Source organism: Sphaerisporangium sp. B11E5, from assembly GCF_039871875.1.
In the GTDB taxonomy this organism is placed as follows: domain Bacteria; phylum Actinomycetota; class Actinomycetes; order Streptosporangiales; family Streptosporangiaceae; genus Sphaerisporangium.
Window position 1 is genome coordinate 1 of the sequence record NZ_JBDPMD010000017.1, and the last position, 23,021, is coordinate 23,021.

Below are 23,021 nucleotides of genomic sequence, written 5' to 3' on the forward strand. Positions count from 1 at the left end.
CTCGCGGCCCCCGACCCCCGCACCACCACCGGCGTCTTCCCCACCAAGAAGCTGCCGCCCCGCCACGGCCCCGCCACCGGCCAGGGGCCGTCCGGCGCTTCGGACCCCTCCGGCCACGGAGCCCCGTCCGGCGCCCCGGACCCCTCCGGCCACGCGGCCCCGTCCGGCGAGCCCGACTCCGCGCCGGCCATGGAGCTCACCCCGCCCGTCCCCGGCCGCAGGTCCCGGCACGAGGCGACCACCGAGCCGCTCCCCAAGGTCCGCGACGCGGCCCCCCGCCGGCCGGCATCCCCGCCGTCCCGCCAGCGCCGCCGGCTCCTGGCTCTGGGCAAGCCGCTGCCCAAGCCGATGACCGCGGTGCCCCCCACCCTGTCCCCATCCCCCACCGACACGTCCCCGCCGGCGGCCCCCGTCCTGGACACCGCCGCGGACACCGCGGCCGTCACCGGCACCACGTCCCCACGCGAGCGCAAGACCCCGCGCCCTGACCGCAAGGTGGCCCCCTTCCCCCCCGCTCCCGGCCTGGAGCCGGCCGGGGCCACCACACCCGCCGAGGACGTGACACCCGTCCAGGACACCACGGACCTCCTCGACACCACGCCCGCACGGGAGCCGGTGACGGACGCGGACCCGATCCCTGTCCTGGCCCCCGCGGCGGACCCGGCGGACGCGGTGACCGTCCCCGCCCCGGACGCTGAGGAGACCTCCACCTCTGAGACGTCCGCCGAGGCCACCGCCGCGCCGGTGGAGCACGCCAGGACACCACGTCCGGCCAGATCGTCACGCGGGAACATGGGTCCCCGCCCCCGCCAGGCCCGCCAGCACAAGCGCCCCAAGCCGATCAAGATCGGCGAGCACCACTACGACTGGCTGTGGGAACTGGTCGGTTTCCTCGTGTGCGTCGCCATCGCCATGGCGGTGTTCTTCGCGGTCCCCACGATCGTCACTCCCTGACCTGCGACGGCGATCCACCGCTCGACGGCGCCACCGACCGGCGAGCGGTGTCGTGCGGTCAGGTCGCCTGCCTCAGCGACATCACCGCCCACGGCGTGAGTTCGACGTCGAGGTCCAGCACACCGGTGGCGGGCACGGTCAGCGTGAACCTGAGGAGCGAGTCGGCGACCGCGCTCAGGTGCTCGTTCTCGGCCCGGGACAGGTTGAGGGGGGACCCGAGCGCGTACCAGGCCTCGGCGGCGTTGCCGTGCTCCCAGTCCATGATCTCGACGAGCAGAACGGTGCCCGGCTCCAGCCCGCTGATCGAGTGCTGGATCCTGCGGCTCGGTCCCTTGCCGGCCAGCGCGCGTGCCGCCGGGTACGAGTCATGTGAGCCGACACCTCGCGTGGCCATGTCCTCGGGGTAGTTGAAGAACACCGCCGACAGGGCCGACGTCCTGCTGTCGCGGGTCACGACGCCGTGGGGCGTCCCGAGGAGCAGCCGGTCGCCGAGCCGTCCCAGCATCGCGAACGCGTGGAACGTGGGCTTGTGGACGCCGTTCTCGTTGACGAGGCCGAACCCGCCGTGAAACGGCCCGATGCCGGCGCCTCCCTCCTCGAACACGTCCGTGAAGGTCCAGTAGGAGATCGAGTCGGCCAGGGTGGCGCACTGCAGGAAGGCCCGCGTGATGTAGGTCGCCGCGAACGGTGTGTCGTGGATGAAGTCGCGGGCCGAGGGGGACGTCGACCACTCCGAGATGTGGATCTCCGCGTCGGGATACGCGCTGTTCCTCATGAGCTTGCCGAGGAGGGTCAGGTCGTCGAACGTCGCGTCGGCGTACCGGGTGATCTGCACCGCTTCGCCGTCGGCGCCGAACGCGAAGTCGGTGGGGTACAGGTGGGCCGAGACGAAGTCGACCGGGAGTTCGCGCTCCGCGCACCAGGCGATGAAGTCCTCGATCCACACCGGGCGCCAGTCGAGTGCGTCCACGTCGGACGCGGCGGCCGTCTCGCGCATCGCGGAGCGGTCCTCGGTCTCGCCCTTGTAGCGGTCGTCGGGCACGAAGACGCTCGTCGCGGGGCCGCCGACCTTCAACGCGGGATCGATGTTCTTGATCGCCGTCACGGTCCGGCGGTAGAGCTCGAAGTACTCGGTCTTCGTCCCGGTCCAGAAGTGGGGAACCAGGTTCGGTTCGTTCCACACCTCGAATCGCCACTCCCGCACCTCGTCGAGGCCGTACCGGTCGATCCAGTGCTCGACCGACCTCGTGACGAGCTCCACCCAGCGCGCCATGTCCTTGGGCGGGCTGCAGTGAGCGCCCCACCAGAACACCGTCTCGGTCTCCGTCGCCAGCTCGCGCGGCATGAAGCCCAGCTCGACGAACGGGCGGGCGCCGCAGTCCAGAATGAAGTCGAATACTTTATCCACATAACTGAACGTGTACACCGGCGAGGCAAGGGGCGTGTCCGGGCCGAAACCGCCACCGTAACTCTCCCGGTACACGAACATGTCATCGTGAAAGACGCCGTGAAAGCGGACGTACTTGACGCCGAACGCGGAGACGACCTCCGTGAATTGCCGCTGCCAGTCCGCGCGCAGTGCTTCGTTCGCCCGCCCCGCGCCGATACACGTGGCCCAGACGTGCGGAAGCGCACTCTCCTCGCACACCTTGCCGTCGATCCGCAACCGGGGTTCCAGCACACCGTCGCTCGTCATGGTCGATCTCACTTCTCCTCAGGATTGTTCGCGGATGGGAATCGGGCCGCCGCTAGCCCTTGACGGCGCCCAGCGACAGGCCCGACTGCCAGTACCGTTGCAGGCCGAGGAAAGCGATGATCAACGGGACTATCGTCAGCAGCGCGGACGTGATCACGAGATTCTGGATGAGGGCGCCGTTCCCTGCCGTCGAGCCCAGCTTGTTCCACTGGTTGATCCCAACGGTCAGCGGATACCACGCGGGATCCTTGATCATGATCAACGGCAGGAAGTAGTTGTTCCAGATCGATACGAAAGAGAAGAGCAGGACCGTCACGCCCGCCGGCGCGAGCAACGGGGTCGCGATCTGCAGGAAGGTCCTGAACTCCCCGGCGCCGTCGATCTTCGCGGCTTCCAGCAAGCCGGTCGGCACGGCTTCGGCCGTGAACACCCACATCAGGTACAGCCCGAACGGGTTGATGAAGGACGGGATGAGGATCGCCCACGGGGTGTTGGTCAGGCCGAGCTGCGCGAACATCAGGAACTGCGGGATCGCCAGCGCGATACCGGGGACCGAGATCGACCCGAGGACGACGAAGAGGAACACCCGCTTGCCCGTGAAGTCGAGCTTCGCCAGGGCGTACCCGCCGAGGGCGGCCAGGAAGGTGGACACGGTCGCCCCTACGACGACGTAGAGAAGGGTGTTGAGCAGCCACCGGGAGAAGATCCCGTCCTGGTAGGTGAACACCTGCACGATGTTGTCCCACAGGGCGAACTCGCGACCGGGGGCGAGCCCGAACGACGACACGAAGTCGGCCTGCGACTTGGTGGCGTTGACGACCAGCCACACGAGCGGCAGCAGGCAGTACAGGGTGAACAAGCCTGTCATCACGGTGAGGGTCTTGCTCTTGCGGGGGTTCTCCACCGTGTGGAGCCGCCGGCCGGGACCGGGATGACGGATCGGCGTGCGGGAGGCTTTCCCTCCCTCGGCTCGCGGGCTACTGGTCGGATGCATTCCTGATCCCTCTGATCTGGACGGCGTAGGCGACGGCGATCGTGATCGCCGCCATGACGAGCGCGAGGGCTGCCGCGTACCCCTGCTGGGACCCGGTGAACGCCAGGTTGTACGCGTACAGGTTCGGCGTGTAGTACGTGGTGACGCCGCTGTTGGCCACCATCGAGGGCAGGATCTGCGGTTCGTTGAACATCTGGAACGTACCGATGATCGAGAAGATGATCGTGACCACCAGGGATCCGCGGATCGCCGGCAGTTTGATCGCGCGGATCACCTGGAACTCGTTCGCCCCGTCGATCGCGGCCGCCTCGTACAGTTCGCGCGGGACGGCTTTGAGCGCGGCGTAGAAGATGAGCATGTTGAACCCGGTGAACGCCCACGTCACCATCACCCCGATGGAGATCAGCGTGGTGTCGGGGGTGAAGGGGTCGATGTCCGTGCCGAGCGCGTCGTTGAGGCTGCCGAACAGGCCGTACTTGACGCCCAGCATGAATCCCCACATGAGGGTCGACACGATCGCCGGCACGGCGTAAGGCAGGAAGATCGTCGCCCGCGTGAACCTGGCGCCGTGCACACGCATGGAGTCCAGCGCCAGCGCCAGCGCCATGGCGAAGAACAACATGATCGGCACCTGGATGAGGGTGAACCAGATGACGCGTCCCACCCCGTCCCAGAACTGGGGGTCCTGGACCAGCTTGGCGTAGTTGGCCAGTCCGACGAACGTGGTGCCCCCGATGAGCTTCTCCTGGAAGAAGCTGAGATAGGCGGCGTACAGGATCGGAAGGATGAACACGAGCGCGAACAGCGCGCCGAAGGGCGCGATGAACGCCAGCCCGGTCTGTGACCTCCGGCGCCGGGGAGCCGGCGCCGGATCCTGTGCCGTGTCAGGCGACGCCATGGCCGCGGGGGTGACGTCGATCTGACGTGCCAGGTCCATGCCGTTTTCCTTCCGATCCATCGCGTGGCCCGTCTCGCTTCCCTGGGGGACCGCTAGTCCACCTCGAAGCCCTGCTCGTTGCCGTACTGGACGCAGCGCTGCTTCCACTGCTGGAGGATCTCGGCGAGCGAGCCCTTGCCCGAGGTGTAGAACGGTGACGCGATGTCGCCGTAGATCGAGCGGGCCCACTCGAAGAACGGCGGGTACTGCCAGCCGATCCCCACGATCTCCGAGGCCTCGGCCAGCACGGCGCCGACCTTCTGGTCGCCGAAGTACTCGTTGGCCTTGCTCCGGAACTCCTCGCTGTCCAGCACCGACGTGTTCGGCACGAAGGCACCCGCGTCGACGCGGGACGAGAGACCGCCGCCGTGCGCGAAGTACTCGAGGAACTTGAAGGCCGCCTCCTTGTGCTCGGACGCGGCCGGGATGCCGAAGGAGCTTCCGCCGTTCGCCGACCCGACCTTGTCGCCCTGCGTCCACTGCGGCATCAGGGCGACCTTGAAGTCACCGGCGGCCTTCGGCGCGCGCTCGGGCAGCGTCGAGGTCAGCCAGCCGCCCATGGTCTGGGTGGCGAGGGTTCCGTCGTTGAGCGCCCGGTTCCAGTCGTCGGACCAGCCCGTGATCTTGGTGTTGACCAGGCCCTCGTCGAGCATCTTCTGCCAGAAGGTGACCGCCTTGGTCGTGCCCGGGTCCGTGAAGTCGATGTGCACCTTGGTGCCGTCCACCTTGAACGGGCGGCCGCCGGCCTGCCAGATGAGCGAGAGGAGGAAGAAGATGTCGCCCGTGTCCTGAGCGATGTAGTAGTCGTCGCCGAGCGCGCGGATCTTCTTGGCGGCCTCGTAGTACTCGTCCCACGTGGCGGGGGGCTTGTCGATGCCGGCCTTCTTGAACGTGGCCGCGTTGTAGAACATCGCCGACGGCCCGTAGTCGGACGGCAGCGCGTAGACCTTGCCGTTGACCGTCACGTCGTTCCATGCGGCCTGGACGTAGTCGTTCTTGAGGTTCTGGACGCCGAACTCGCCGAGGTCGGCGAGCTTGCCGGGAATGGCGAAGTAGGGCACGGCGAAATACTCGAACATCACGACGTCGGGTACCCCCGAACCGGCCTGGATGGCGTTGTCGAGCGCCTTGTACTCGTCCTGGGACGACCCCGCGTTGACGACCTCGACCTTGATGTTCGGGTTCGCGGCCTGGAACCCGGGAACGGCGCGCGCGACGGTGCCGTCCCAGCTCCAGACCTTGAGCTTCACCGGCGCGTCGCCCCCGCCGCTTCCGGCCGCGCCGCCGCCCCCGCCCGCGCCACCCGAGCACGCGGCCAGCGCGAACATCGGAACGAGTGCCGCGGAAAGCAGCCTTACCTTCTGGGAGAGCCGCATGAGCCTCTCCTCTCGTCCTGAGGGGTGTTTCGAAAATCTTTCGCAACTTGTTCGTTACCTCCAGGACACTAGATGGGGCATTTGTCCCGTGTCAACGGTCAGACCGGCCGGAAAACCCGGCGGCAACCCGGGGAAGATCCGTGATAGGTTTCGAAATAATTTCGGAGCCCTGAAGGGAGCCTTGATGCCACGGCGCGGTCGTTCCGAGCGAGCCACCCTGGCCGACGTCGCCCGCCTCGCCGGCGTCTCCGCGACGACCGCCTCGAAGGTCCTCAACGGGCGCAGCGACGTGGGGGTGAACACGCGCGAGCGTGTCCTCGGAGTCATGGCCGAGATCGGCTACAAGCCGACGGCGGCGCGGCACGAGCGGACGCGGGACCGGACCCTCGTCACCGTGCTCGACATCGTGGAGTCCCGTTACGCCGGGACGGTGCTCCAAGGGATACTCGTGGCCGCCACCTCCGCGCAGGCCGAGCTCCTGCTCCATCTGTCGCCCGACGAGCCGATCAGCACGAGCCGCACGGCGGCCCGCGCCTGGATGGCGGAGCAGAAGGCGTCCGGTGTCGTCGGTGTCATCGCGCTCGCCGTCGCCGTGCCCGACTCGGTGCTCCTCGCCGCGGAGGATCTGGAGGTGCCCGTCGTGGCGATCGACCCGATCGACACGACAGAATCACGTGTCGTCAGCATCGGCTCCACCAACTGGGCGGGCGGTCGCTCGGCGACCGAGCACCTCATCAAGCTCGGTCACCGCAGGATCGCCTGGATCGGCGGGCCACCGGGCTCCGCCCCCTCGGGGGAACGTTTCCACGGGTACCAGGCCGCGCTCGATTCGGCCGGCATCACGCCGGACCGCACACTGATCCGCCACGAGGCGTTCTCCGTCGAGGCGGGACTCCGGCACGCCCGTGACATCCTGACGCTCGACGAGCGGCCGACCGCGATCGTCGCGGGCAACGACGAGATCGCCGTCGGTGCCCTCGCCGCCGCCAAGGAGCTCCACATCGCCGTTCCCGGCGAGTTGTCGGTCACCGGGTTCGACGACACACCGCAGACCCAGTGGACCGCGCCCCGGCTCACGTCCGTCCGGCAGCCTCTCGTCGGCATGGGCCGGATGGCCGTCGAGACCGTGCTCGGCATGGTGGACGGCGTCCAGCCCGCCTCCCGGCACCTTCAACTGGCGACGACCCTCAGCGTCCGCGACTCGACGGGACCCGTCCCACGGGCCTGACGTGCCCAGGCGGGGTCAGTCGGCGGTCAGGATCAGGCCGCTGGTGGGGACGCCGGTACCGGCGGTCACCAGCACGTTCCGGGTGCCGGAGATCTGGTTGGCCGAGGTGCCTCTTATCTGGCGGACGGCTTCCGCGATGCCGTTCATGCCGTGGATGTAGGCCTCGCCCAACTGGCCGCCGTTGGGGTTCACCGGGAGGTGGCCGTCCAGTTCAATGGCGCCGTCGGCTATGTAGTCCTTGGCTTCCCCTCGTCGGCAGAAGCCCAGTTCTTCCAGTTGGCAGAGGACGAACGGGGTGAAATGGTCGTAGAGGATGGCGGTTTGGATGTCGGCCGGCGACATGCCGGACATGGACCAGAGTTGGGTTCCTACTACTCCCATTTCCGGGAGGCCGGTCATGTCGTCCCGGTAGAAGCTGGTCATCATCATCTGGCCGGTGCCCGAGCCCTGGGCGGCGGCGGCGATGACCGCTGGGGAACGGCGCAGGTCGCGAGCGCGGTCTGCGGACGTGACCACCAGGGCCACGGCGCCGTCGCTTTCCTGGCAGCAGTCCAGCAGGTGCAGCGGCTCGACGATCCATTTGGAACGTTGGTGGTCTTCCAGGGTGATGGGGCGGCCGTGGAACCAGGCGGCCGGGTTCGTCGAGGCGTGGCGGCGCATGGCCACGGCCACCCGGCCGAAGTCCTCGGACGTGGCGCCGTAGACGTGCATGTAGCGGCGGGCGAACATGGCCACCCAGGCGGCGGGGGTCATCAGGCCGTAGGGGACGTGCCAGCTCATCTCGACGCCGAGGGAGGACGGTTCGCCGCCCAGGCCGGCGTTGGGCTGGCCGAATCTGCGGCCGGAGCGTTCGTTGAAGGCGCGGTAGCAGACCACTGTGGAGGCGGCGCCGGTGGCTACGGCCATGGCGGCGTGCATCACGGTGCCGCAGGCGGCGCCGCCGCCGTACTCGACGCGGGAGAAGAACCTCAGGTCGCCGACGCCGGTCTCCCGGGCCACGGCGATCTCCTGGTTGGCGTCCTGGGTGAAGGTCACCATTCCGTCGACGTCGGCGGGGGTCAGGCCGGCGTCGTCAAGGGCGGCGTGCACGGCCTCGGCGGCGAGTTGGAGCTCGGTGCGGCCTGACTCCTTGGAGAACTCGGTCGCGCCGATGCCCGCGATCGCGGTGCGGCCGGAGAGTGACTCCATCGAACGCCTTTCGAGAGGGGTCAGTGGGGGAGGCGGAACCGTACGGTGCCGGTGGCGTGGTCGCCGAGGCTGACGGTGCCGCGGACCTCGACGGTGAAGTCGCCGTCCTCGCGGGAGACGACCGTGCCGGTGAAGTTCAGTACGTCGCCGGCGTACGCGGGGACGCCGAGCCGTACGTTGATGCCGCGGATCAGGGTCTGCGGGCCGGACCAGTCGGTGACGTACCGCTCGACCAGGCCCATGGTGGTGAGGATGTTGAGGAAGATGTCCTTGGAGCCCTGGGCCCTGGCGCCCGCGACGTCGTGGTGCACGGGGGTGAAGTCCATGGTGGCCAGGGCGGTGGCGATCACGGTGGTGGGGGTCAGGTCGACGCTCATCGGCGGCAGCGTGGCGCCGATCCTGATCTCCGCTTCGGTCAGGGTGCGCATCAGACCTCCCGGGGCGCCCACATCGGCAGGGTCAGGTCGTCGTCCATGTCGCGGTACGTCACCTGTACCGGCATTCCGATCGTGACCTGTTCCGGTGGACAGTCAATGATATTTCCGACAATTCGCACGCCTTCTGGCAGCGCGACGACCGCGACCACGAAAGGCGCACGCGGACCGGGCACCGGCGGGTTGTGGTGCACGACGAAACTGAACACCTCGCCCGCCCCGGCCGCCACGACGTACGTGCGGTTGAGCGAGCGGCAGGAAGGGCAGAACGGGCCGGGCGGGTGCCGCAACTTGCCGCAGTCGCCGCACTTCTGGATCCTTAGTTCGCCCTCTGTCGCACCTTCCCAGAAGAACGCGGTGTCCCGGTTGACGGCGGGGCGCAGAGGATAAGGGTCGCGCTTCCCGGGTGCTGGTTTCTCCTCCCACGGGCGGAACTTCAATACCCGGAACATCATCTCGGCGACCGGTTCCTCGCTGACGTACCAGGTGATCATCCAGGTGACGAAGTAGCCGGCGCCGAGCGCGGTGGTCTTCGGGCCCGACAGGCCGGTCAGCCGGGTGGACGGCTCCACTCGCTCGCCGAGGCGCAGGTAGCGGTGGTAGGTCTGCTCGCAGTTCGTGGCGACGACCCCGGTGAAACCTTCGGCGTCCAGCATGTCCAGCACGGGAGTGATCGGTCCCGGGCCCATCTCGCCCTTGACGCCGGCCATCGTCCACACCTGGATCATCGCGGGGGGCGCCACGATCTCCCCGTGCACCGTGCCGGCGGCCAGATCCGCGTCGGTGTACACCGGGTTGGCGTCGCCCATCGCGTCCACCCAGTGGCGGATCATCGGCAGGTTCACCGTGTCCACCGCGGCGGCGCCGCGTACCTCCCCCGCGGCGATCTGCCGTTCGGCCAGTGCCGTCAGCCGTTCGTGGACGTCCGATCCCGCCGTCGTGGTCACCGGGTTCCCCTCCTCAGCGTGGCGGCCGGGGCAGTCGCAGGCCCAGCATCGCGATCAGCTCGCGCTGCACCTCGTTCACTCCCCCGCCGAAGGTCAGCACGATCGCCCCCTTGACCCCGTGGTCCAGGGACTCCATGAACGCGGCGGTCTCCGGGTCGGCCGGGTCGCCGTACCTGGCCACCGTCTCGCCGACGATCCTGCCGACGTCCTGCATGCGCTCCGAGCCGTAGATCTTGGTGGCGGAGGCGTCGGGGGCCCCCAGCCAGCCGAGGTCCATGCCGGCCGCGACCTGCCAGTTCAGCAGCTCGTTGGTGCGGAAGTAGGCGTGCACACGACCGAGGGCGCGGCGTACGGCGGGCTCCTCGATGGCGCCGGTGCGGCGCGCCCACTCGGCGAACCGGTCGCGTACGCGGGCGATGTTGCCGGCGGGGCCGAGGGTGACCCGTTCGTGGTTGAGCTGGTTGACGATGAGGTCCCAGCCCTTGTTCTCCTCCCCCACCAGCATGTCGACCGGCACCCGCACGTCGCTGTAGTACGTGGAGTTGGTGTGGTGGCGGCCGTCCATGGTGATGATCGGCGTCCACGAGAAGCCGGGGTCGGCGGTGTCCACGATCAGCATGGAGATGCCGCGGTGCTTCTTGGCGTCGGGGTCGGTGCGGGCGGCCAGCCAGATGTACTGGGCGTGGTGGGCGCCCGAGGTGAAGATCTTCTGGCCGTTCACGATGTAGTGGTCGCCGTCCCGGACGGCCGTGGTGCGCAGCGAGGCGAGGTCGGTGCCCGCCCCCGGTTCGCTGTAGCCGATGGCGAAGTGGCACTCGCCGGCGAGGATGCGAGGAAGGAAGTACTCCTTCTGCTCGGGCGTGCCGTACTGCATGAGCGTGGGGCCGACCGTCTGCAGCGTGATGATCGGGTACGGCACCTCGGCCCGCGCGATCTCGTTGGCGAAGATCTGCTGTTCCAGGGGGCCGAGGCCGGCGCCGCCGTACTCCTTGGGCCAGCCGAGGCCGAGCTTGCCGTCCCGGCCGAGCTTGCGGCAGTGCTCGATGTACGCCTCGCCGAACGGGTCGCCGGCCAGCCGTTCCCGGTCGGCCGGGGTGAGGCAGGTGGCGAAGTAGTCGCGCAGCTCGTCGCGGAGCCGCTTCTGGCCGGGGGTGAGGTCGATCAGCATCGGACCAGCTCTCCGATCGCGTCCAGCCGGGCCTCCACGCCGCCGAGCAGGTGGGCCCGGTGTTTGCCCCAGGCGAAGTAACGGTGCAAGGGGTAGGTCACGTCCAGGCCGAGGCCGCCGTGCAGGTGCTGGCAGGTGTACAGGGCGAGCAGGCCGGCGTCGGCGACGGTGTGCGCGGCCACCGACAGGTCGATCTCGGCCTCGGCGTCCATGCCCTGGTCCACGCGCCAGGCGCCGGACCAGACGGCGACGTCCAGGGCCCGCCCGGCGATGTAGACGTCCGCGATCTGCACGGTGACGGCCTGGAACTCGGCGAGCACGCGGTCGAACTGCTTGCGGGTCCTGATGTGGCGGGTCGTCAGCTCCAGGGCACCGGCGAGCACGCCGGAGGCGGTCGCGGTGATCGCGGTCAGGGAGAGCAGGCGCAGCAGGGCGAACGCGGCGCCGTCGTCCGCGCCGACCGGGTCGCCGGGGGTGTCCTCCAGAATCAGCGCGGCGGCCGGCTCGCCGGTGGCGGCGGGCACCGGGTGGACGGCGGCCTCCCGCGGGCGCACCAGGAACAGGCCCACACCGGCCTCGGTGCGGGCGGGCACCAGGATCGCGTCGGACTCGGCGGCGAAGCCCACCATGCTCTTGCGGCCGGTCAGCACCCAGCCGTCCCCGTCCTCGCGTGCGACCGTACGGGGCTCGGCGCCGAGGCTCCGCCCGGGCTCCAGGGGGGCGGCGGTGAGCACGATCTCGCCCTCGGCCAGGCGCGCCAGGGCCCCGCGCTGCGCCGCCGAGCCGTGCCTGCCGACCACCATGCCCGCCACCAGGGCGTCCTGCAGGGGCACCGGCGCGACGTGCGCCCCGGCCTCGCGCAGGATGACCGCCATCTCGACCGCCCCGAGGCCGGCGCCGCCGGACTCCTCGGGCAGGCAGGCGCCGACCAGGCCCGCCTTGGCCGTCGCGGCCCACAGCGCGGTGTCGTACGGCTCGCCCGTCGTCTCGCGGCCGAACAGGCCCGCGGCGAGGCCACGCAGCTCCGCCTGGGTCTCGTCCAGGGTGAAATCCATCGAGCACCCCCTTGAGCGTGTCAGCCGCAAACTAGAACACATTCTATTCCATGTCCATAGCCAAGCCCTGAAGATCGCCGGGGATACCTGCGCGCAACACAAACGACATGGAAGAATGGCATTCAATGTTGACCGGTCGGTAACAAGGCTTACCTGCGATTAATCCGGTAACGTGTTCTCATGCGTCCCTCGCATGCCGGCACGGCGACCGCCGCGCCCCCGTCCCGTCCCGACCCGGCCCCGGCCCATCCGGCCACGCCCGGCCACGTCGCCTCGGGCGTCCGCACGCGCAGCCAGCACCAGCGCCGCAAGCGCATCATCCAGGCCGCCGCGGCCCTCGCCTCGCGGGGCGGCGTCGAGGCCATGCAGATGCGCACGGTCGCCGAACGCGCCGGGGTGGCGCTCGGCACGCTGTACCGCTACTTCCCGTCCAAGATGGACCTCGTCGTCGCGGTGGTCAGCGAGGAGATCGACCTGCTGGAGAACAGCATCGAGCGGCGCCCGCCGCGCGCCGCCACCCCGGCGGGCCGCGCGGTGGACGTGCTGATGCGGGCCACCCGGGGGCTGATGCGCGAGCCCGAGCTGGCCGACGCGCTGATCCGGTCGCTGATCATGGCCGAGGTCGAGACGCCGTTCGGCGACCGCATGGCCGGGCTGCTGCTGCGGGTGTCCGGGCTCACCGCGGAGTCCGCCGACGAGGTGCAGTTCACGCTGGCCAGCTCCGTGGCCGGGGTGTGGGTGCAGGAGCTCCTTGAGATGCTCCGCGGGCGGCGCACGTACGAGCAGATCCAGCAGCGCATCGAGATCGTGGCCGAGCGGCTGCTCGCCGACTTCGCCTCCTGACACGGCAGGGGTTCCCGCCCGAACTGTAACCCGTTACTGTCTGGGCCAGAACAATGTTCGACTCCGACCGTGGAGGGAGCCGCATGGGCGCACCGGTGATCGTCGAGGCCGTCCGCACCCCGATCGGCAAGCGGGGCGGCGTGCTGGCCGGGGTCAAGCCCCAGGCGCTGCTCGCCGCGGCCATGAACGGCGTCGTCACCCGGTCGGGCCTCGACCCGTCCGCCGTCGAGCAGGTCTTCGCCGGCTGCGTCACCCAGGCGGGCGAGCAGGGCGGGCACGTCGGGCGGCACGCCTGGCTGTACGCGGGGCTGCCCCACCAGGCGGGGGTCACCACGGTGGACGCCCAGTGCGGGTCGTCCCAGCAGGCCGTTCACCTGGTGGCGGCACTGATCCAGGCCGGGGTCATCGAGGTCGGGGTCGCCTGCGGGGTCGAGGTGATGAGCCGGCAGCCGCTCGGCAGCAACGTGCTGCCCGCGGACCCGCGGCCCGACGACTGGGCCATCGACCTGCCCGACCAGTTCACCGCCGCCGAGCGCATCGCGCGGCGGCGCGGGCTCACCCGGGAGCGGCTGGACGCCTTCGGGGCGCGCTCGCAGCGGCTCGCCGCCGAGGCGTGGGCGGACGGGCGGTTCGAGCGCGAGATCATCCCGGTCACCGCGCCCGTGCTCGGGCCGGACGGGCCGGCCGGGGAGTCGCGTACCGTGCTGCGGGACCAAGGGCTGCGCGAGACGACCGTGGAAGGGCTGGCTCGGCTGAAACCTGTTCTCGGGCCGGAGGGGCTGCACACGGCGGGCACCTCGTCGCAGATCTCCGACGGCGCCGCGGCCGTGCTGCTGATGAGCGAGGCCGCCGCCGGCCGGCACGGCCTCCGGCCGCGGGCCCGCATCCTCGGGCAGGCGCTGGTGGGGTCCGAGCCGTACTACCACCTGGACGGGCCGGTGGACGCGACCGCGAAGGTGCTGAACGCGACCGGCATGAAGATCAGTGACATCGACCTGTTCGAGGTGAACGAGGCGTTCGCGTCGATCGTGCTGTCGTGGAGCTCGGTGCACGAACCCGACTTCGACCGGGTCAACGTCAACGGCGGCGCCATCGCGCTCGGCCACCCGGTCGGGGCCACCGGCGCCCGGCTGGTCACCACGGCCCTGCACGAGCTGGAGAGGTCCGGCTCCGCCACGGCCCTGGTGACCATGTGCGCCGGCGGCGCGCTCGCCACCGCCACCGTCCTCGAGCGCGCGTGAAGACCCGCCGCCGCCCGTACAGCGACCAGCGCCCCGCCGACCTCGGCGGCGGGGTGTGGAGCGTCCCCGTCCCGATCCCCGGCAACCCGCTCGGGTACACGCTGGTGTACGCCGTCGAGTCGCCGGGCGGCATCGTGCTGATCGACGCGGGGTGGAACCACGAGGACGCCTGGACGGCCCTGCGCGACGGGTTGTCGGCCGTCGGCGTACGGATGAGCGACCTGCGCGGCGTCGTCGTCACCCACTACCACCCCGACCACGCGGGGCTCGCGGGCCGGGTGCGGGAGGAGTGCGGCGGCTGGATCGCCATGCACCAGGCCGACGCCGACCTGATCCGCCAGTACCGGCGGCTCGCCGGCGACGACGGGCGACATCTGCAGGTCGAGATGATGCGACGGGCGGGCGCCGGGGCGGACGCCGAGGCCATGGTCACCGCCGAACGGCCCATCCCGCCCGCCCAGCCCGACGTGGAACTGCACGACGACGACCTCATCGACCTCCCCGGCCGCGCGCTGCGCGCCATCTGGACGCCCGGCCACACCCCCGGCCACCTGTGCCTCCACCTGGAGGACACCGACCGCCTGTTCACCGGCGACCACGTGCTGCCCGGCATCACCCCCCACATCGGCATATATCCGTACGACCGCTCCGACACCGACCCTCTCGCCGACTTCCTCGCCTCGCTGGACCGCCTCTCCGCCTTCACCACCACCGAGGCGCTGCCCGCCCACGAGTGGACCTTCACCGGCGTCGCGTCCCGCGCCGCCGAGATCCACGCCCACCACGAAGCCAAACTGGACTCCCTGCGGGCCCTCCTCGCCGATCTGGCCCCCGCTCCTCACAGCATCTGGCAGATCGCCGAGAAGATGACGTGGAACCGCCCGTGGGCCGAGCTGTACCCGATCCAGCGCGGCCTGGCCGCGGGCGAGGCCGCCGCCCACCTGCGCACGCTGGAGTGCCGCGGGCACGCCCGGCGCCACCCCGGCGACCCCGTGCGGTTCTCCGCGCCGTGACGGTCACCGGCCCGCGTACTCCTTCAGCACGATGCCGTCCGATTTATGGAACTGCCCGGCCATCAGGCGCCGCATCGGCCCGCGGGTCATCATGCGCATCGACAGGCCGCGCAGCGAGATCATCAACTGGGAGCGGGGGGCGAACCCGTTGACACCACCGGGCGGCAGCCGCACGCAGCGGGCGACGTAGTCACGCATCTCGTCCTGGTACCGGGCGAACGCGGCCTCGTGGTCCTCCGGAGTGGACGCCAGCTCGCCCGCGAGGACGTACGCCCCGACGAGCGACATGCTGGTGCCGAGGCCCGCCAGCGGTGAGCCGCAGTAGCCGGCGTCGCCCAGCAGCGCGACCCGCCCCCGCCACCAGCGGTCCACGTGCACCTGGCAGATCGCGTCGAAGTAGAAGTCGGGCGCGTCCGGCATCGCTTCGAGCAGCGCGGGGACCCGCCAGCCCGCGCCGGCCATCTTCTCGGCCAGGACGCGCTGCTGTTCGCGCACGTCGAGCCGGTCGTGGTGCAGCGGCGGGGAGGTGAAGGCGAGGGACGCCTTCGCCGTGCCGCCCCGCTCGGGCCTTATGCCGGCCACCAGCCCGCCGGGGGCGTTGTACATCAGGAACCAGTTGTCCAGATCGCCCGGGTCCGGCACGGTGAAGTACGCCGTGTACGCGCCGAGGTGGCGGACGTAGCGCTCCTCCGGCCCGAAGGCGAGCCCGCGGACCGCGGAGCGCACCCCGTCGGCACCCACCACCAGGTCGAACCGGCGCGGCGCGCCGTTCGCGAAGACCACCTCGACGCCGTCGTCCCTCTGGGTGAGGGCCGTGATCCGGTCGCCGAACACGTACACGGTGTCGTCGCGCGTGGCGTCGTGCAGGATGCGCCCCAGGTCTCCGCGCATGATCTCGATCTCGGCGACGATCCCCTCGCCGCCGAACGCGTCCGCGGGCATCGTCGCGGTGCGGCGGCCGTCGCGGTCCACGAAGGCGAAGCCCCGCTCGTCGACCTGGTGCCGCCGCACCTCGGGCATGATCCCCATCCACTCGGCCACGTCGCGCGCCACCCCGCGAAGGTCGACCGCGTGCCCGCCCGCCCGCACCCCCGGCGCCCGCTCCACGACCGTCACCGCGAACCCGTACCGCCTCAGCCAGAAGGCCAGCGCCGGCCCGGCTATGCCGGCACCGGAGACGAGCACACTCTTGCTCCTCACGAAACACCCCCTAGTTCGCTGTACGCCGTACGCGTCAGCGTGTACACGCTACATTGCTCCAGGGAAATCCGGCAATATCTAGCGTGAACCACGCTCAGGAGTACTAGTACACCAGGCGGCCGACGTCGGGCGGCGCCCTCTGGTGTACTAGTACGTGACCCAGGAGGCCACATGACCGACCCCGCTCCGCCCTACCTCCGCATCGCCGACGAGCTCCGCCGCCGCATCGCCTCCGGCGAGCTCAGCCCCGGCGACCGGATCCCCTCGGCGCGCCAGATCACCCGGGACTGGGGTGTGGCGATCGCGACCGCCATCAAGGCCCTCGCCGCCCTGCGCCAGGACGGCCTCACCGCCGTCCACCCCGGGATAGGCACGGTCGTCGCCGGCTCTCCCGCCCGCCGCCCCGCCAAGTCCCCGCAGGCGCGCGACACCGCCGACCTCACCCGGGACCGTGTCGTGCGGGCCGCCATCGCCATCGCCGACACCGAGGGCATGGCCGAGGTGTCCATGCGGCGCGTCGCCACGGCCCTGGGTGTCGCCACGATGTCGCTGTACCGGCACGTCCCGAGCAAGGACGACCTCGTCCTGTTCATGATCGACGCCGCGCTCGGCGAGGAGCCGTTCCCCGCCACCCGCCCGGACGGCTGGCGCGCCCGCCTCGAACTCAGCACCCGCCTGCAGTGGCGCCTCTTCCGCCGCCACCCCTGGCTGGCCCCCGTGATGTCCCTGACCCGCCCCCAGCCGGCCCCCCACGCCCTCAACCACACCGAATGGGCGCTCACCGCGTTCGACGGGACCGATCTCGCCCCCGAGGAGCGCATGTACGTCCACATCATGCTGTTCAGCTACGCCCGCGGCCTCGCCACCGCCCTGGAACCGGAGGCGGAGGCGGAACGCGAGACCGGGATGACCAGCGACGAGTGGATGGAGTCCCACGAGCGGGAGTTCGCGTCGCTCGGCGGCGCGAACGCCGTGGCGTCCCTTCTCCAGACCGACTTCGATTTCGACCTGGACAAACTCTTCGAGTTCGGCCTGGCCCGCCTGCTCGACGGCCTGGAGGTCCTGCGCGGCACCCCGCAGGACAAACGTTTCACACCTTCGTCACAGTGATCCCCTACACTCCAAGACATCGGATGTTTGTGTCGTGACGTAGTTCTCCACATGGGGTGATGTGCAGGTGGCGGTCACCGACGCCGCGATCGACAAGATCAAGGGGATGATCGTCTCCGGCGAGCTGGCCCCCGGTGCCCGGCTGCCCAAGGAGGCCGACCTCGCGGAACGCCTCGGCCTCTCCCGCAACTCCCTGCGCGAGGCCGTCCGCGCCCTCTCCCTGATCAACGTCCTCGACGTCCGCCAGGGCGACGGCACCTACGTCACCAGCCTCGAACCCCGCCTCCTCCTGGACGCCCTCTCCTTCGTCGTCGACTTCCACCGCGACGACACCGTGCTGGAGTTCTTCCAGGTCCGCCGCATCCTGGAGCCCGCCGCCACCGCCATGGCCGCCACCAGCATGACCCCCGAGGACGTAGAAGACCTGAAAGGCATCCTCGACGCCCTCCCCGCCAACCCCACCATCGAGGAACTGGTCGCCAACGACCTCGAATTCCACCAGCGGATAGCCGTGGGCTCCGGCAACACCGTCCTCGCATCGCTGATCGAGAGCCTTTCCGCCCCCACCGCGAGAGCGAGGATCTGGCGCGGCCTCACCCAGGAGGGGGCCACCCTCAAAACCCAGGAGCAGCACCTCGCCATCTACGACGCCATCGCCACCCACCAACCGGAGATCGCCCGGAGCTGGGCCACCGTCCACATCTCCGGCGTGGAGGAATGGCTGCGCCGCGCGCTCTAGCGCCTCCTGGGCCGTCCGGACGGCTCGGGCCGGTTGGCGATCCAGCGCAGCAGCCGGAACGCCCGTTCGCTGATCACTTCGGATCCGAACAACGCCGCGGCGGCCACGGTGAGCGCGAGGCAGCTTTCCGCGCCGACGAGCACCGCGCCCATCAACGGGTGCGCCAGCCATGCCAGAGCGGGCCCGCCGAGGCCGGCGGCGCCGAACCCGAGCGCCCGGACATATCCCGTGGCGCCGTTCACCATCGTCGTGCCGGCGTTTCCCGGCGGCTCGCGGTCCGGCGGCCGGCTCATGGCGCGCCACCGGTCGCGGACCCGGCGGGAGGCCGCGCGTGGACGGGCCGGCCCGCCGGGTGAGGTTCACCTGCCTTTGGAAGGGATATTGTTACCCCTTCCGCTTGCGGCGGTACCGATTCCGATTGCACAGTCGAAATGGACACTTCGGACCTCTTCCGAGTTGAGGTCTGAAGGGCCACCCCTGAGTTCAGCGATCTCTTGCTTGGCGGCGGAATCGCCGAAGGAGGGGGTGGCCGGTTCATCGGGGATGTTCGCATCGACGGCGCCGCGTGATTCACGTGGGTGCCACGCGGGCCGGCGTGCTGCTTGTGTCGGGGAACGCTAAGGTCGTTCGTCCTGCGGGACGACCTGCGCGGTCGCCTTGGGCGGGGGCTTCCTCGGCCGCGGCGGCCGTTCGAACCGCGAACCCGTGAACCCCACCGGCTGATGGCCTTCCTCCCAGCGCGGCTCCGGCTGCCTCCGCGTCTCGGGCCGGACGGGCACCGTGATCTCCGGCCGGCCGGGCACCGTGTCCTGCACGTCGACGGGCGGCGCCGTGGGGGTGAGCTCCACCGGCGCGCCCTGCTGCAACATCCGCATCACGACGTTCAACTGGTTGTCGGTGTCGGGGTCGGGGTAGAGCAGCATGTCGATGAACCAGGCCAGCACCTCACCGGCGTGGAAGAGCCGCAGGGTGTCCTGAGCCGTGGTGCGGCTCAACTCGGGAAAGCAGCGGACCCCCTGCTCCAGGAGCGCCCTTTCGAGGTCCGCGCCCATGACGGCTTTGATCCTCGTCGTGGGTTCCCCGGAGATGTCACGCAACAACGCGGTCACTTCGCCGCGGTCGATGGTCAGGTAAGGCTGCCCGCCCAGGCGCTGCCGCAGCGTCTGCGCGAGTTTGACAAGATGCGTCCTCGTGGGCATCGCGCCTCCCCCGGAACTCCGGGAAAAAGTAAAAACAGTTAAATCCTTACTACCCCAGATCGGGAAGGAATGTCCGCGTGGACACCACTTCCCGGATCGCCGGTGACCGGGGTTCTCGCTGGTCAGCGACATCGCCCGGCAAAAGCATCGCCCTGGGTAACGAAAATATCACCTGAAGCTGGACGCGATATCCGTCCCCATATATGACGAACAGTTTTCGGCTTCGCCGGATACGCGACAATGAGAACGTTCAATAACAAGCGGAGTGGAGACGGCCACCCCGACGCGCCGGCCCTCTCCACGGCGTACCACCCGCTTCGGTGAGAGATCCTGTCAGGAGGGGGCGATGTGGTAGGGATGTGCACATGTCGGAGGTGGAGTCGCTTTCGGGAGAGGACCCCGAGCGGCTGGGTGAGTATCGGCTGATCGGGCGGCTCGGGGAGGGTGGGCAGGGGACCGTGTTCCTCGGGGTGACCGAGGGAGACGCTCGTGTCGCGGTGAAGCTGATGCGGTCGCGGCTGGACGACGAGCGGGCGCGGCGGAGGTTCGTGGGGGAAGTGGAGGCGGTGCGGCGGGTCGCGCCGTTCTGTACGGCGCAGGTGCTGGACGCGGATCTTTACGGGGATCGGCCGTACATCGTCAGCGAGTACGTCGAAGGGGTGTCGCTGCAGCGGTATGTGACGACGGAAGGGCCCCGGATCGGTGGGGCGATGGAGCGGATCGCGGTGGGGACGGCCACGGCGCTGGCGGCCATTCACGGGGCGGGGGTGGTGCACCGGGACTTCAAGCCGGGGAACGTGCTGCTGGGCATGGACGGGCCGCGGGTCATCGACTTCGGGATCTCGCGGCTGATGGACACGGCCACCACCACGGGACGGCTGCCGGTCGGCACGCCGGCGTACATCTCGCCCGAGCTGCTCAAGGGCGAGCGCGCCGGGCCCGCGGCCGACATGTTCGGATGGGCACTCACCGTGGCCTTCACGGCCAGCGGCCGGCACGCGTACGCCGCGGCGTCCCTGGAAGCGGTGTTCGGCCGCATCCTGTTCGGCGAGCCCGACCTGGACCCGCTGTCCGGCCCGCTGCGCGAACTCGTCGAGGAATGCCTCAAACCCGACCCGGACGACCGCCCCACCGCCGAAGAGGTCCTCCGCTACCTCATCGCCCGCCGTACGTCCTCCGCCCCGGCTCCGCTCTCGGCGGAGAGACGCCCCACCGCGGACGTCGAACTCCCCGGAGGCGAGGTCCTGGAAGCCGGCGCGTCACTGGCGGCACAGAAACCCTCTCTCGCCGACCTCGTGCAGACCCCCGCCACCCACGTCGAGGAAGCCGCCACCCTGCCCTTCGACCGCCAGACCGGCGAGCACGACGACCCTCCGACGCTCACCTTCCGCCTGGAACAGGAGGAACCCGGCGACGGAGACCTCTCGCCGCCGTCCCCGCCCGACACCCTGGAGACCCACCCCGGGCCACCGCGCCGCCGCAGGCCACGCTGGGCCGCCCGCGTGGCGGCGCTGGCCCTCCTGGTCGCCGGCACGGCGGGGGCCGCCCTGTGGCTCGGCATGACCGGCCACCTGGTCACCCCGCCCGCCCTGTTCGCCGGCAAGTGGACCGGCACCGCCGCGCACCCCACGGCCCGCCAGGTCTTCCCCGTCGAGATCGACCTCCCCGAGGGCGCCCCCGGCACCATGCGCTGGGGCCTCACCCTCCACTGCTCAGGCACCCTCCACAGCGCCACCACCACCGAATCCACGGCCACGTACCGTCTGACCGAGGTCGCCGGCACCCCCTGTCACCCCGGCACCCTGACCCTGACCAGAACCGGCCAGGACCAGCTCACCTTCCAGGTGATCCGGCAGGGCGAGACGACCCCCCGCTACTCCGGCACCGCCGTCCGGACGAGCTGACGACGCTCAGAAGGGGACGGTGAGACACGCCAGCCGCGCCCCCGCCTGCCCGGCGTGCCCGGCACCGGTATGGGTGTGCTCGGCATGGATCACCACCGACTTCGCCTGCCGATCGGTGAACCGCCACGCCTGCACCGCCTTGGCGACCCCGTTCCCCTGCGCGTCCGTCGTGAAGTCCAGCCAGATCTCGTTCCGCGGATTGGCGTACTTGGGATCGGTCGAAGGACTCTTCGGATCCTTCATGTGCTGATAGTGCGGCCCCGCGTCGTCTCCTCTGGCCCCGCACTGGTTCGTATGCGCGTGCGCCCCGTACTGGCGATTGGGCACCAGCCCCCGCGTCCGGAGCATCACTTGCATCCGCCCATCCGCACCGGGCACATAAGCGACCGCCGCCGCCGCGTTCACCGGCACCAGCTTCTGGTCATACGTAATAGCCTCCCGCCCTTGCGCGTAAGGCTCGAACCGCCCCACCGCCAGCACTATCTCCCGCTCGTCCACGGCCGGCCCCCCTTGGGCCCACCCGCCGGACGCCCCCGTGAGCAGGCCGAGAGGCACCAGCAGAGCCACGACCCCCGCGCGCACCGCCATGATCGCATCTCCTTCGTCCAGCCACCGCCAACTGAATTGTCATATGCCCGATTAACCGGATATGACAGAGATATCCGTGGTGAAATTTCCACAAGGCATAGACAACCACGACATGGCAACGACCGGCAGCCGAATCACTCGGCCAGGCTGCGACGAGCGACAAACAGCCGCCTTTAGCGAGATATCGCCCCAACCGGCGGAATATTTACTATCGCAGCAGTTTCTCCACGGCTGGACGATCTGGGTCAGTCGAAGACTTCCTCAATCGTTACGGCGTTGGCGGCACGACGGCCCCACGCCTCCAACTGGTCCAGGTCAGTACACGCGAAGACGCGGGCGCGCGTCTCGTCGCACACCGCGAACCCTCGAGCGGACAGCACCGCCAGAAGCATCTTCGCCTCACCTTTGGCCTCGCCCTCGGCTTCGCCCTGGCCGTACAGGCGACGGGCGAAGTCGCTTTTCCACTCGCGAGTGCCGGTGCTCATCATCGCCTCCAGGACGTGCCGGGCTGCTGCGGGAAGCATCGCCAGGACTTCATCAATATAACTCCCGGCCTGGTCGGGATCGATGTGCTCGAACGCGTCGAGCATCGCTGCCAGGACTTTTTCTCCGTGAGGACTGTCGGCATGGGTCAGCGCGGAGAGGACGGAGAGTTCGGGGTTGGTCTCGGCTTGACGGGGATCGGTGATGAGGGGGATCTCGTCAGGGCCGAGGACGAGCGGCCGGAGCACCGAGCCGGGATGGCCCAGGGATATCGGACGCCGGCACCAACCGGCGACGGGGGCGTTCGGAGTGATCACCAGCAGGACCACCGGGCATCGCATCCGAGCACGCAGGGTGGCCAGGTAGGCGGGCCAGCTCCAGGGCTTCGTCATGTCTTCACGGCGCTGGACCTCCACAATCACGGAGAGGATGGGGGTCTGGCCGGCGAGCAGGCTCACGACGGTGTCGGCGCGATACTCCGTCGGCTTGTGGTCGGCCAGCTCGCCCGATTCGACCCGCGCCTGATGGTATGCGGGGACGACATCGGGGCAGACGCAACCCAGCAGGTCAGCGGCCAGTGACGGGCGTTCCCTGATGAGTTCGAGCCAGATCTGGTGTTCCCGGGTCGGCATGACCAGAACACTACCAGTACACGATCAAACACTTACCGTAAACAGTGAGATCGCTTCGGGTTCAGCGACCAGGGCTTGGCGACAACACGGGG

General features: G+C 69.8%; 21 protein-coding genes and 1 pseudogene. 8 read left to right on the forward strand and 14 right to left on the reverse strand.

The window, feature by feature from the left end; genetic code table 11:
• Positions 1-954 (forward strand): annotated as a pseudogene (locus tag ABGB17_RS17545) (hypothetical protein); the annotation flags it as partial.
• A gap of 58 nt (positions 955-1,012) precedes the next feature.
• On the opposite strand, the gene ABGB17_RS17550 reads toward ABGB17_RS17545, so the two are convergent.
• The 4 genes from ABGB17_RS17550 to ABGB17_RS17565 all read right to left on the reverse strand — a co-directional run bounded on the left by ABGB17_RS17550 (position 1,013) and on the right by ABGB17_RS17565 (position 5,957).
• Positions 1,013-2,650, reverse strand: coding sequence for a beta-xylosidase (locus ABGB17_RS17550; protein ID WP_347630695.1), 1,638 nt, complete (start codon positions 2,648-2,650; stop codon positions 1,013-1,015).
• Positions 2,651-2,702: 52 nt separating this feature from the next.
• A complete protein-coding gene (locus tag ABGB17_RS17555) occupies positions 2,703-3,518 on the reverse strand; it encodes a carbohydrate ABC transporter permease (RefSeq protein ID WP_347630696.1) in 816 nt (271 codons plus the stop codon).
• Positions 3,519-3,627: 109 nt separating this feature from the next.
• Positions 3,628-4,581, reverse strand: a complete 954-nt coding sequence (locus ABGB17_RS17560; RefSeq protein ID WP_347630698.1) for a sugar ABC transporter permease — start codon at positions 4,579-4,581, stop codon at positions 3,628-3,630.
• Positions 4,582-4,634: 53 nt separating this feature from the next.
• Positions 4,635-5,957, reverse strand: coding sequence for a sugar ABC transporter substrate-binding protein (locus ABGB17_RS17565; protein ID WP_347630700.1), 1,323 nt, complete (start codon positions 5,955-5,957; stop codon positions 4,635-4,637).
• 184 nt (positions 5,958-6,141) lie between these two features.
• Here ABGB17_RS17565 and ABGB17_RS17570 point away from each other — a divergent pair, with 184 nt between their 5' ends.
• Positions 6,142-7,185, forward strand: coding sequence for a substrate-binding domain-containing protein (locus ABGB17_RS17570; RefSeq protein WP_347630702.1), 1,044 nt, complete (start codon positions 6,142-6,144; stop codon positions 7,183-7,185).
• A gap of 15 nt (positions 7,186-7,200) precedes the next feature.
• On the opposite strand, the gene ABGB17_RS17575 is transcribed toward ABGB17_RS17570, so the two are convergent.
• From ABGB17_RS17575 to ABGB17_RS17595, 5 genes are read right to left on the reverse strand one after another with little or no spacing between them, the layout of a single operon-like run.
• Positions 7,201-8,373 (reverse strand): lipid-transfer protein, encoded by a 1,173-nt coding sequence (locus tag ABGB17_RS17575; RefSeq protein ID WP_347630704.1) that lies wholly within the window; start codon positions 8,371-8,373, stop codon positions 7,201-7,203.
• Positions 8,374-8,393: 20 nt separating this feature from the next.
• On the reverse strand, positions 8,394-8,801 hold the full coding sequence (locus ABGB17_RS17580; protein WP_347630706.1) for a MaoC/PaaZ C-terminal domain-containing protein: 408 nt from the start codon (positions 8,799-8,801) through the stop codon (positions 8,394-8,396).
• Positions 8,801-9,754, reverse strand: a complete 954-nt coding sequence (locus tag ABGB17_RS17585) for a bifunctional MaoC family dehydratase N-terminal/OB-fold nucleic acid binding domain-containing protein (RefSeq protein WP_347630708.1) — start codon at positions 9,752-9,754, stop codon at positions 8,801-8,803. The genes ABGB17_RS17580 and ABGB17_RS17585 overlap by 1 nt, the downstream gene beginning before the upstream one ends.
• Positions 9,755-9,767: 13 nt before the next feature.
• Entirely contained in the window at positions 9,768-10,922 is a 1,155-nt protein-coding gene (locus ABGB17_RS17590; RefSeq protein ID WP_347630710.1) for an acyl-CoA dehydrogenase family protein, read from the reverse strand.
• A complete protein-coding gene (locus tag ABGB17_RS17595) occupies positions 10,916-11,977 on the reverse strand; it encodes an acyl-CoA dehydrogenase family protein (protein ID WP_347630712.1) in 1,062 nt (353 codons plus the stop codon). The genes ABGB17_RS17590 and ABGB17_RS17595 overlap by 7 nt, the downstream gene beginning before the upstream one ends.
• A 180-nt stretch (positions 11,978-12,157) precedes the next feature.
• On the opposite strand from ABGB17_RS17595, the gene ABGB17_RS17600 reads away from it, so the two are divergent.
• The 3 genes from ABGB17_RS17600 to ABGB17_RS17610 all read left to right on the forward strand — a co-directional run bounded on the left by ABGB17_RS17600 (position 12,158) and on the right by ABGB17_RS17610 (position 15,074).
• Positions 12,158-12,820 (forward strand): TetR family transcriptional regulator, encoded by a 663-nt coding sequence (locus ABGB17_RS17600; RefSeq protein WP_347630714.1) that lies wholly within the window; start codon positions 12,158-12,160, stop codon positions 12,818-12,820.
• Positions 12,821-12,903: 83 nt separating this feature from the next.
• Positions 12,904-14,061 carry a steroid 3-ketoacyl-CoA thiolase gene (locus tag ABGB17_RS17605; protein WP_347630716.1) on the forward strand — a complete coding sequence of 386 codons (1,158 nt, stop codon included), beginning with the start codon at positions 12,904-12,906 and terminating at the stop codon, positions 14,059-14,061.
• Positions 14,058-15,074: an MBL fold metallo-hydrolase gene (locus ABGB17_RS17610; protein WP_347630718.1), complete on the forward strand. Its 1,017-nt coding sequence runs from the start codon at positions 14,058-14,060 to the stop codon at positions 15,072-15,074. The genes ABGB17_RS17605 and ABGB17_RS17610 overlap by 4 nt, the downstream gene beginning before the upstream one ends.
• A 3-nt stretch (positions 15,075-15,077) precedes the next feature.
• Here ABGB17_RS17610 and ABGB17_RS17615 read toward each other — a convergent pair whose 3' ends face one another.
• The gene (locus ABGB17_RS17615) at positions 15,078-16,274 is read right to left on the reverse strand and encodes an FAD-dependent monooxygenase (RefSeq protein WP_347630720.1); all 1,197 of its coding nucleotides are present in this window, start codon (positions 16,272-16,274) and stop codon (positions 15,078-15,080) included.
• 171 nt (positions 16,275-16,445) lie between these two features.
• Here ABGB17_RS17615 and ABGB17_RS17620 point away from each other — a divergent pair, with 171 nt between their 5' ends.
• Positions 16,446-17,384 carry a TetR/AcrR family transcriptional regulator C-terminal domain-containing protein gene (locus ABGB17_RS17620; RefSeq protein WP_347630722.1) on the forward strand — a complete coding sequence of 313 codons (939 nt, stop codon included), beginning with the start codon at positions 16,446-16,448 and terminating at the stop codon, positions 17,382-17,384.
• 67 nt (positions 17,385-17,451) lie between these two features.
• Positions 17,452-18,123: a FadR/GntR family transcriptional regulator gene (locus ABGB17_RS17625; RefSeq protein ID WP_347630724.1), complete on the forward strand. Its 672-nt coding sequence runs from the start codon at positions 17,452-17,454 to the stop codon at positions 18,121-18,123.
• Here the strand turns inward: ABGB17_RS17625 and ABGB17_RS17630 are convergent.
• Together ABGB17_RS17630 and ABGB17_RS17635 are read right to left on the reverse strand one after the other, a co-directional pair.
• Positions 18,120-18,416, reverse strand: coding sequence for a hypothetical protein (locus tag ABGB17_RS17630; RefSeq protein ID WP_347630726.1), 297 nt, complete (start codon positions 18,414-18,416; stop codon positions 18,120-18,122). The genes ABGB17_RS17625 and ABGB17_RS17630 overlap by 4 nt on opposite strands.
• Before the next feature lie 324 nt (positions 18,417-18,740).
• The gene (locus ABGB17_RS17635; RefSeq protein WP_347630728.1) at positions 18,741-19,322 is read right to left on the reverse strand and encodes a hypothetical protein; all 582 of its coding nucleotides are present in this window, start codon (positions 19,320-19,322) and stop codon (positions 18,741-18,743) included.
• Between the two features lie 365 nt (positions 19,323-19,687).
• On the opposite strand from ABGB17_RS17635, the gene ABGB17_RS17640 reads away from it, so the two are divergent.
• Positions 19,688-21,226 (forward strand): serine/threonine-protein kinase, encoded by a 1,539-nt coding sequence (locus ABGB17_RS17640; RefSeq protein ID WP_347630730.1) that lies wholly within the window; start codon positions 19,688-19,690, stop codon positions 21,224-21,226.
• 6 nt (positions 21,227-21,232) lie between these two features.
• Here ABGB17_RS17640 and ABGB17_RS17645 read toward each other — a convergent pair whose 3' ends face one another.
• Together ABGB17_RS17645 and ABGB17_RS17650 are read right to left on the reverse strand one after the other, a co-directional pair.
• Positions 21,233-21,814 (reverse strand): superoxide dismutase family protein, encoded by a 582-nt coding sequence (locus ABGB17_RS17645; protein ID WP_347630732.1) that lies wholly within the window; start codon positions 21,812-21,814, stop codon positions 21,233-21,235.
• 245 nt (positions 21,815-22,059) lie between these two features.
• Entirely contained in the window at positions 22,060-22,929 is an 870-nt protein-coding gene (locus tag ABGB17_RS17650; protein ID WP_347630734.1) for a hypothetical protein, read from the reverse strand.
• Between the last annotated feature and the right edge of the window lie 92 nt (positions 22,930-23,021).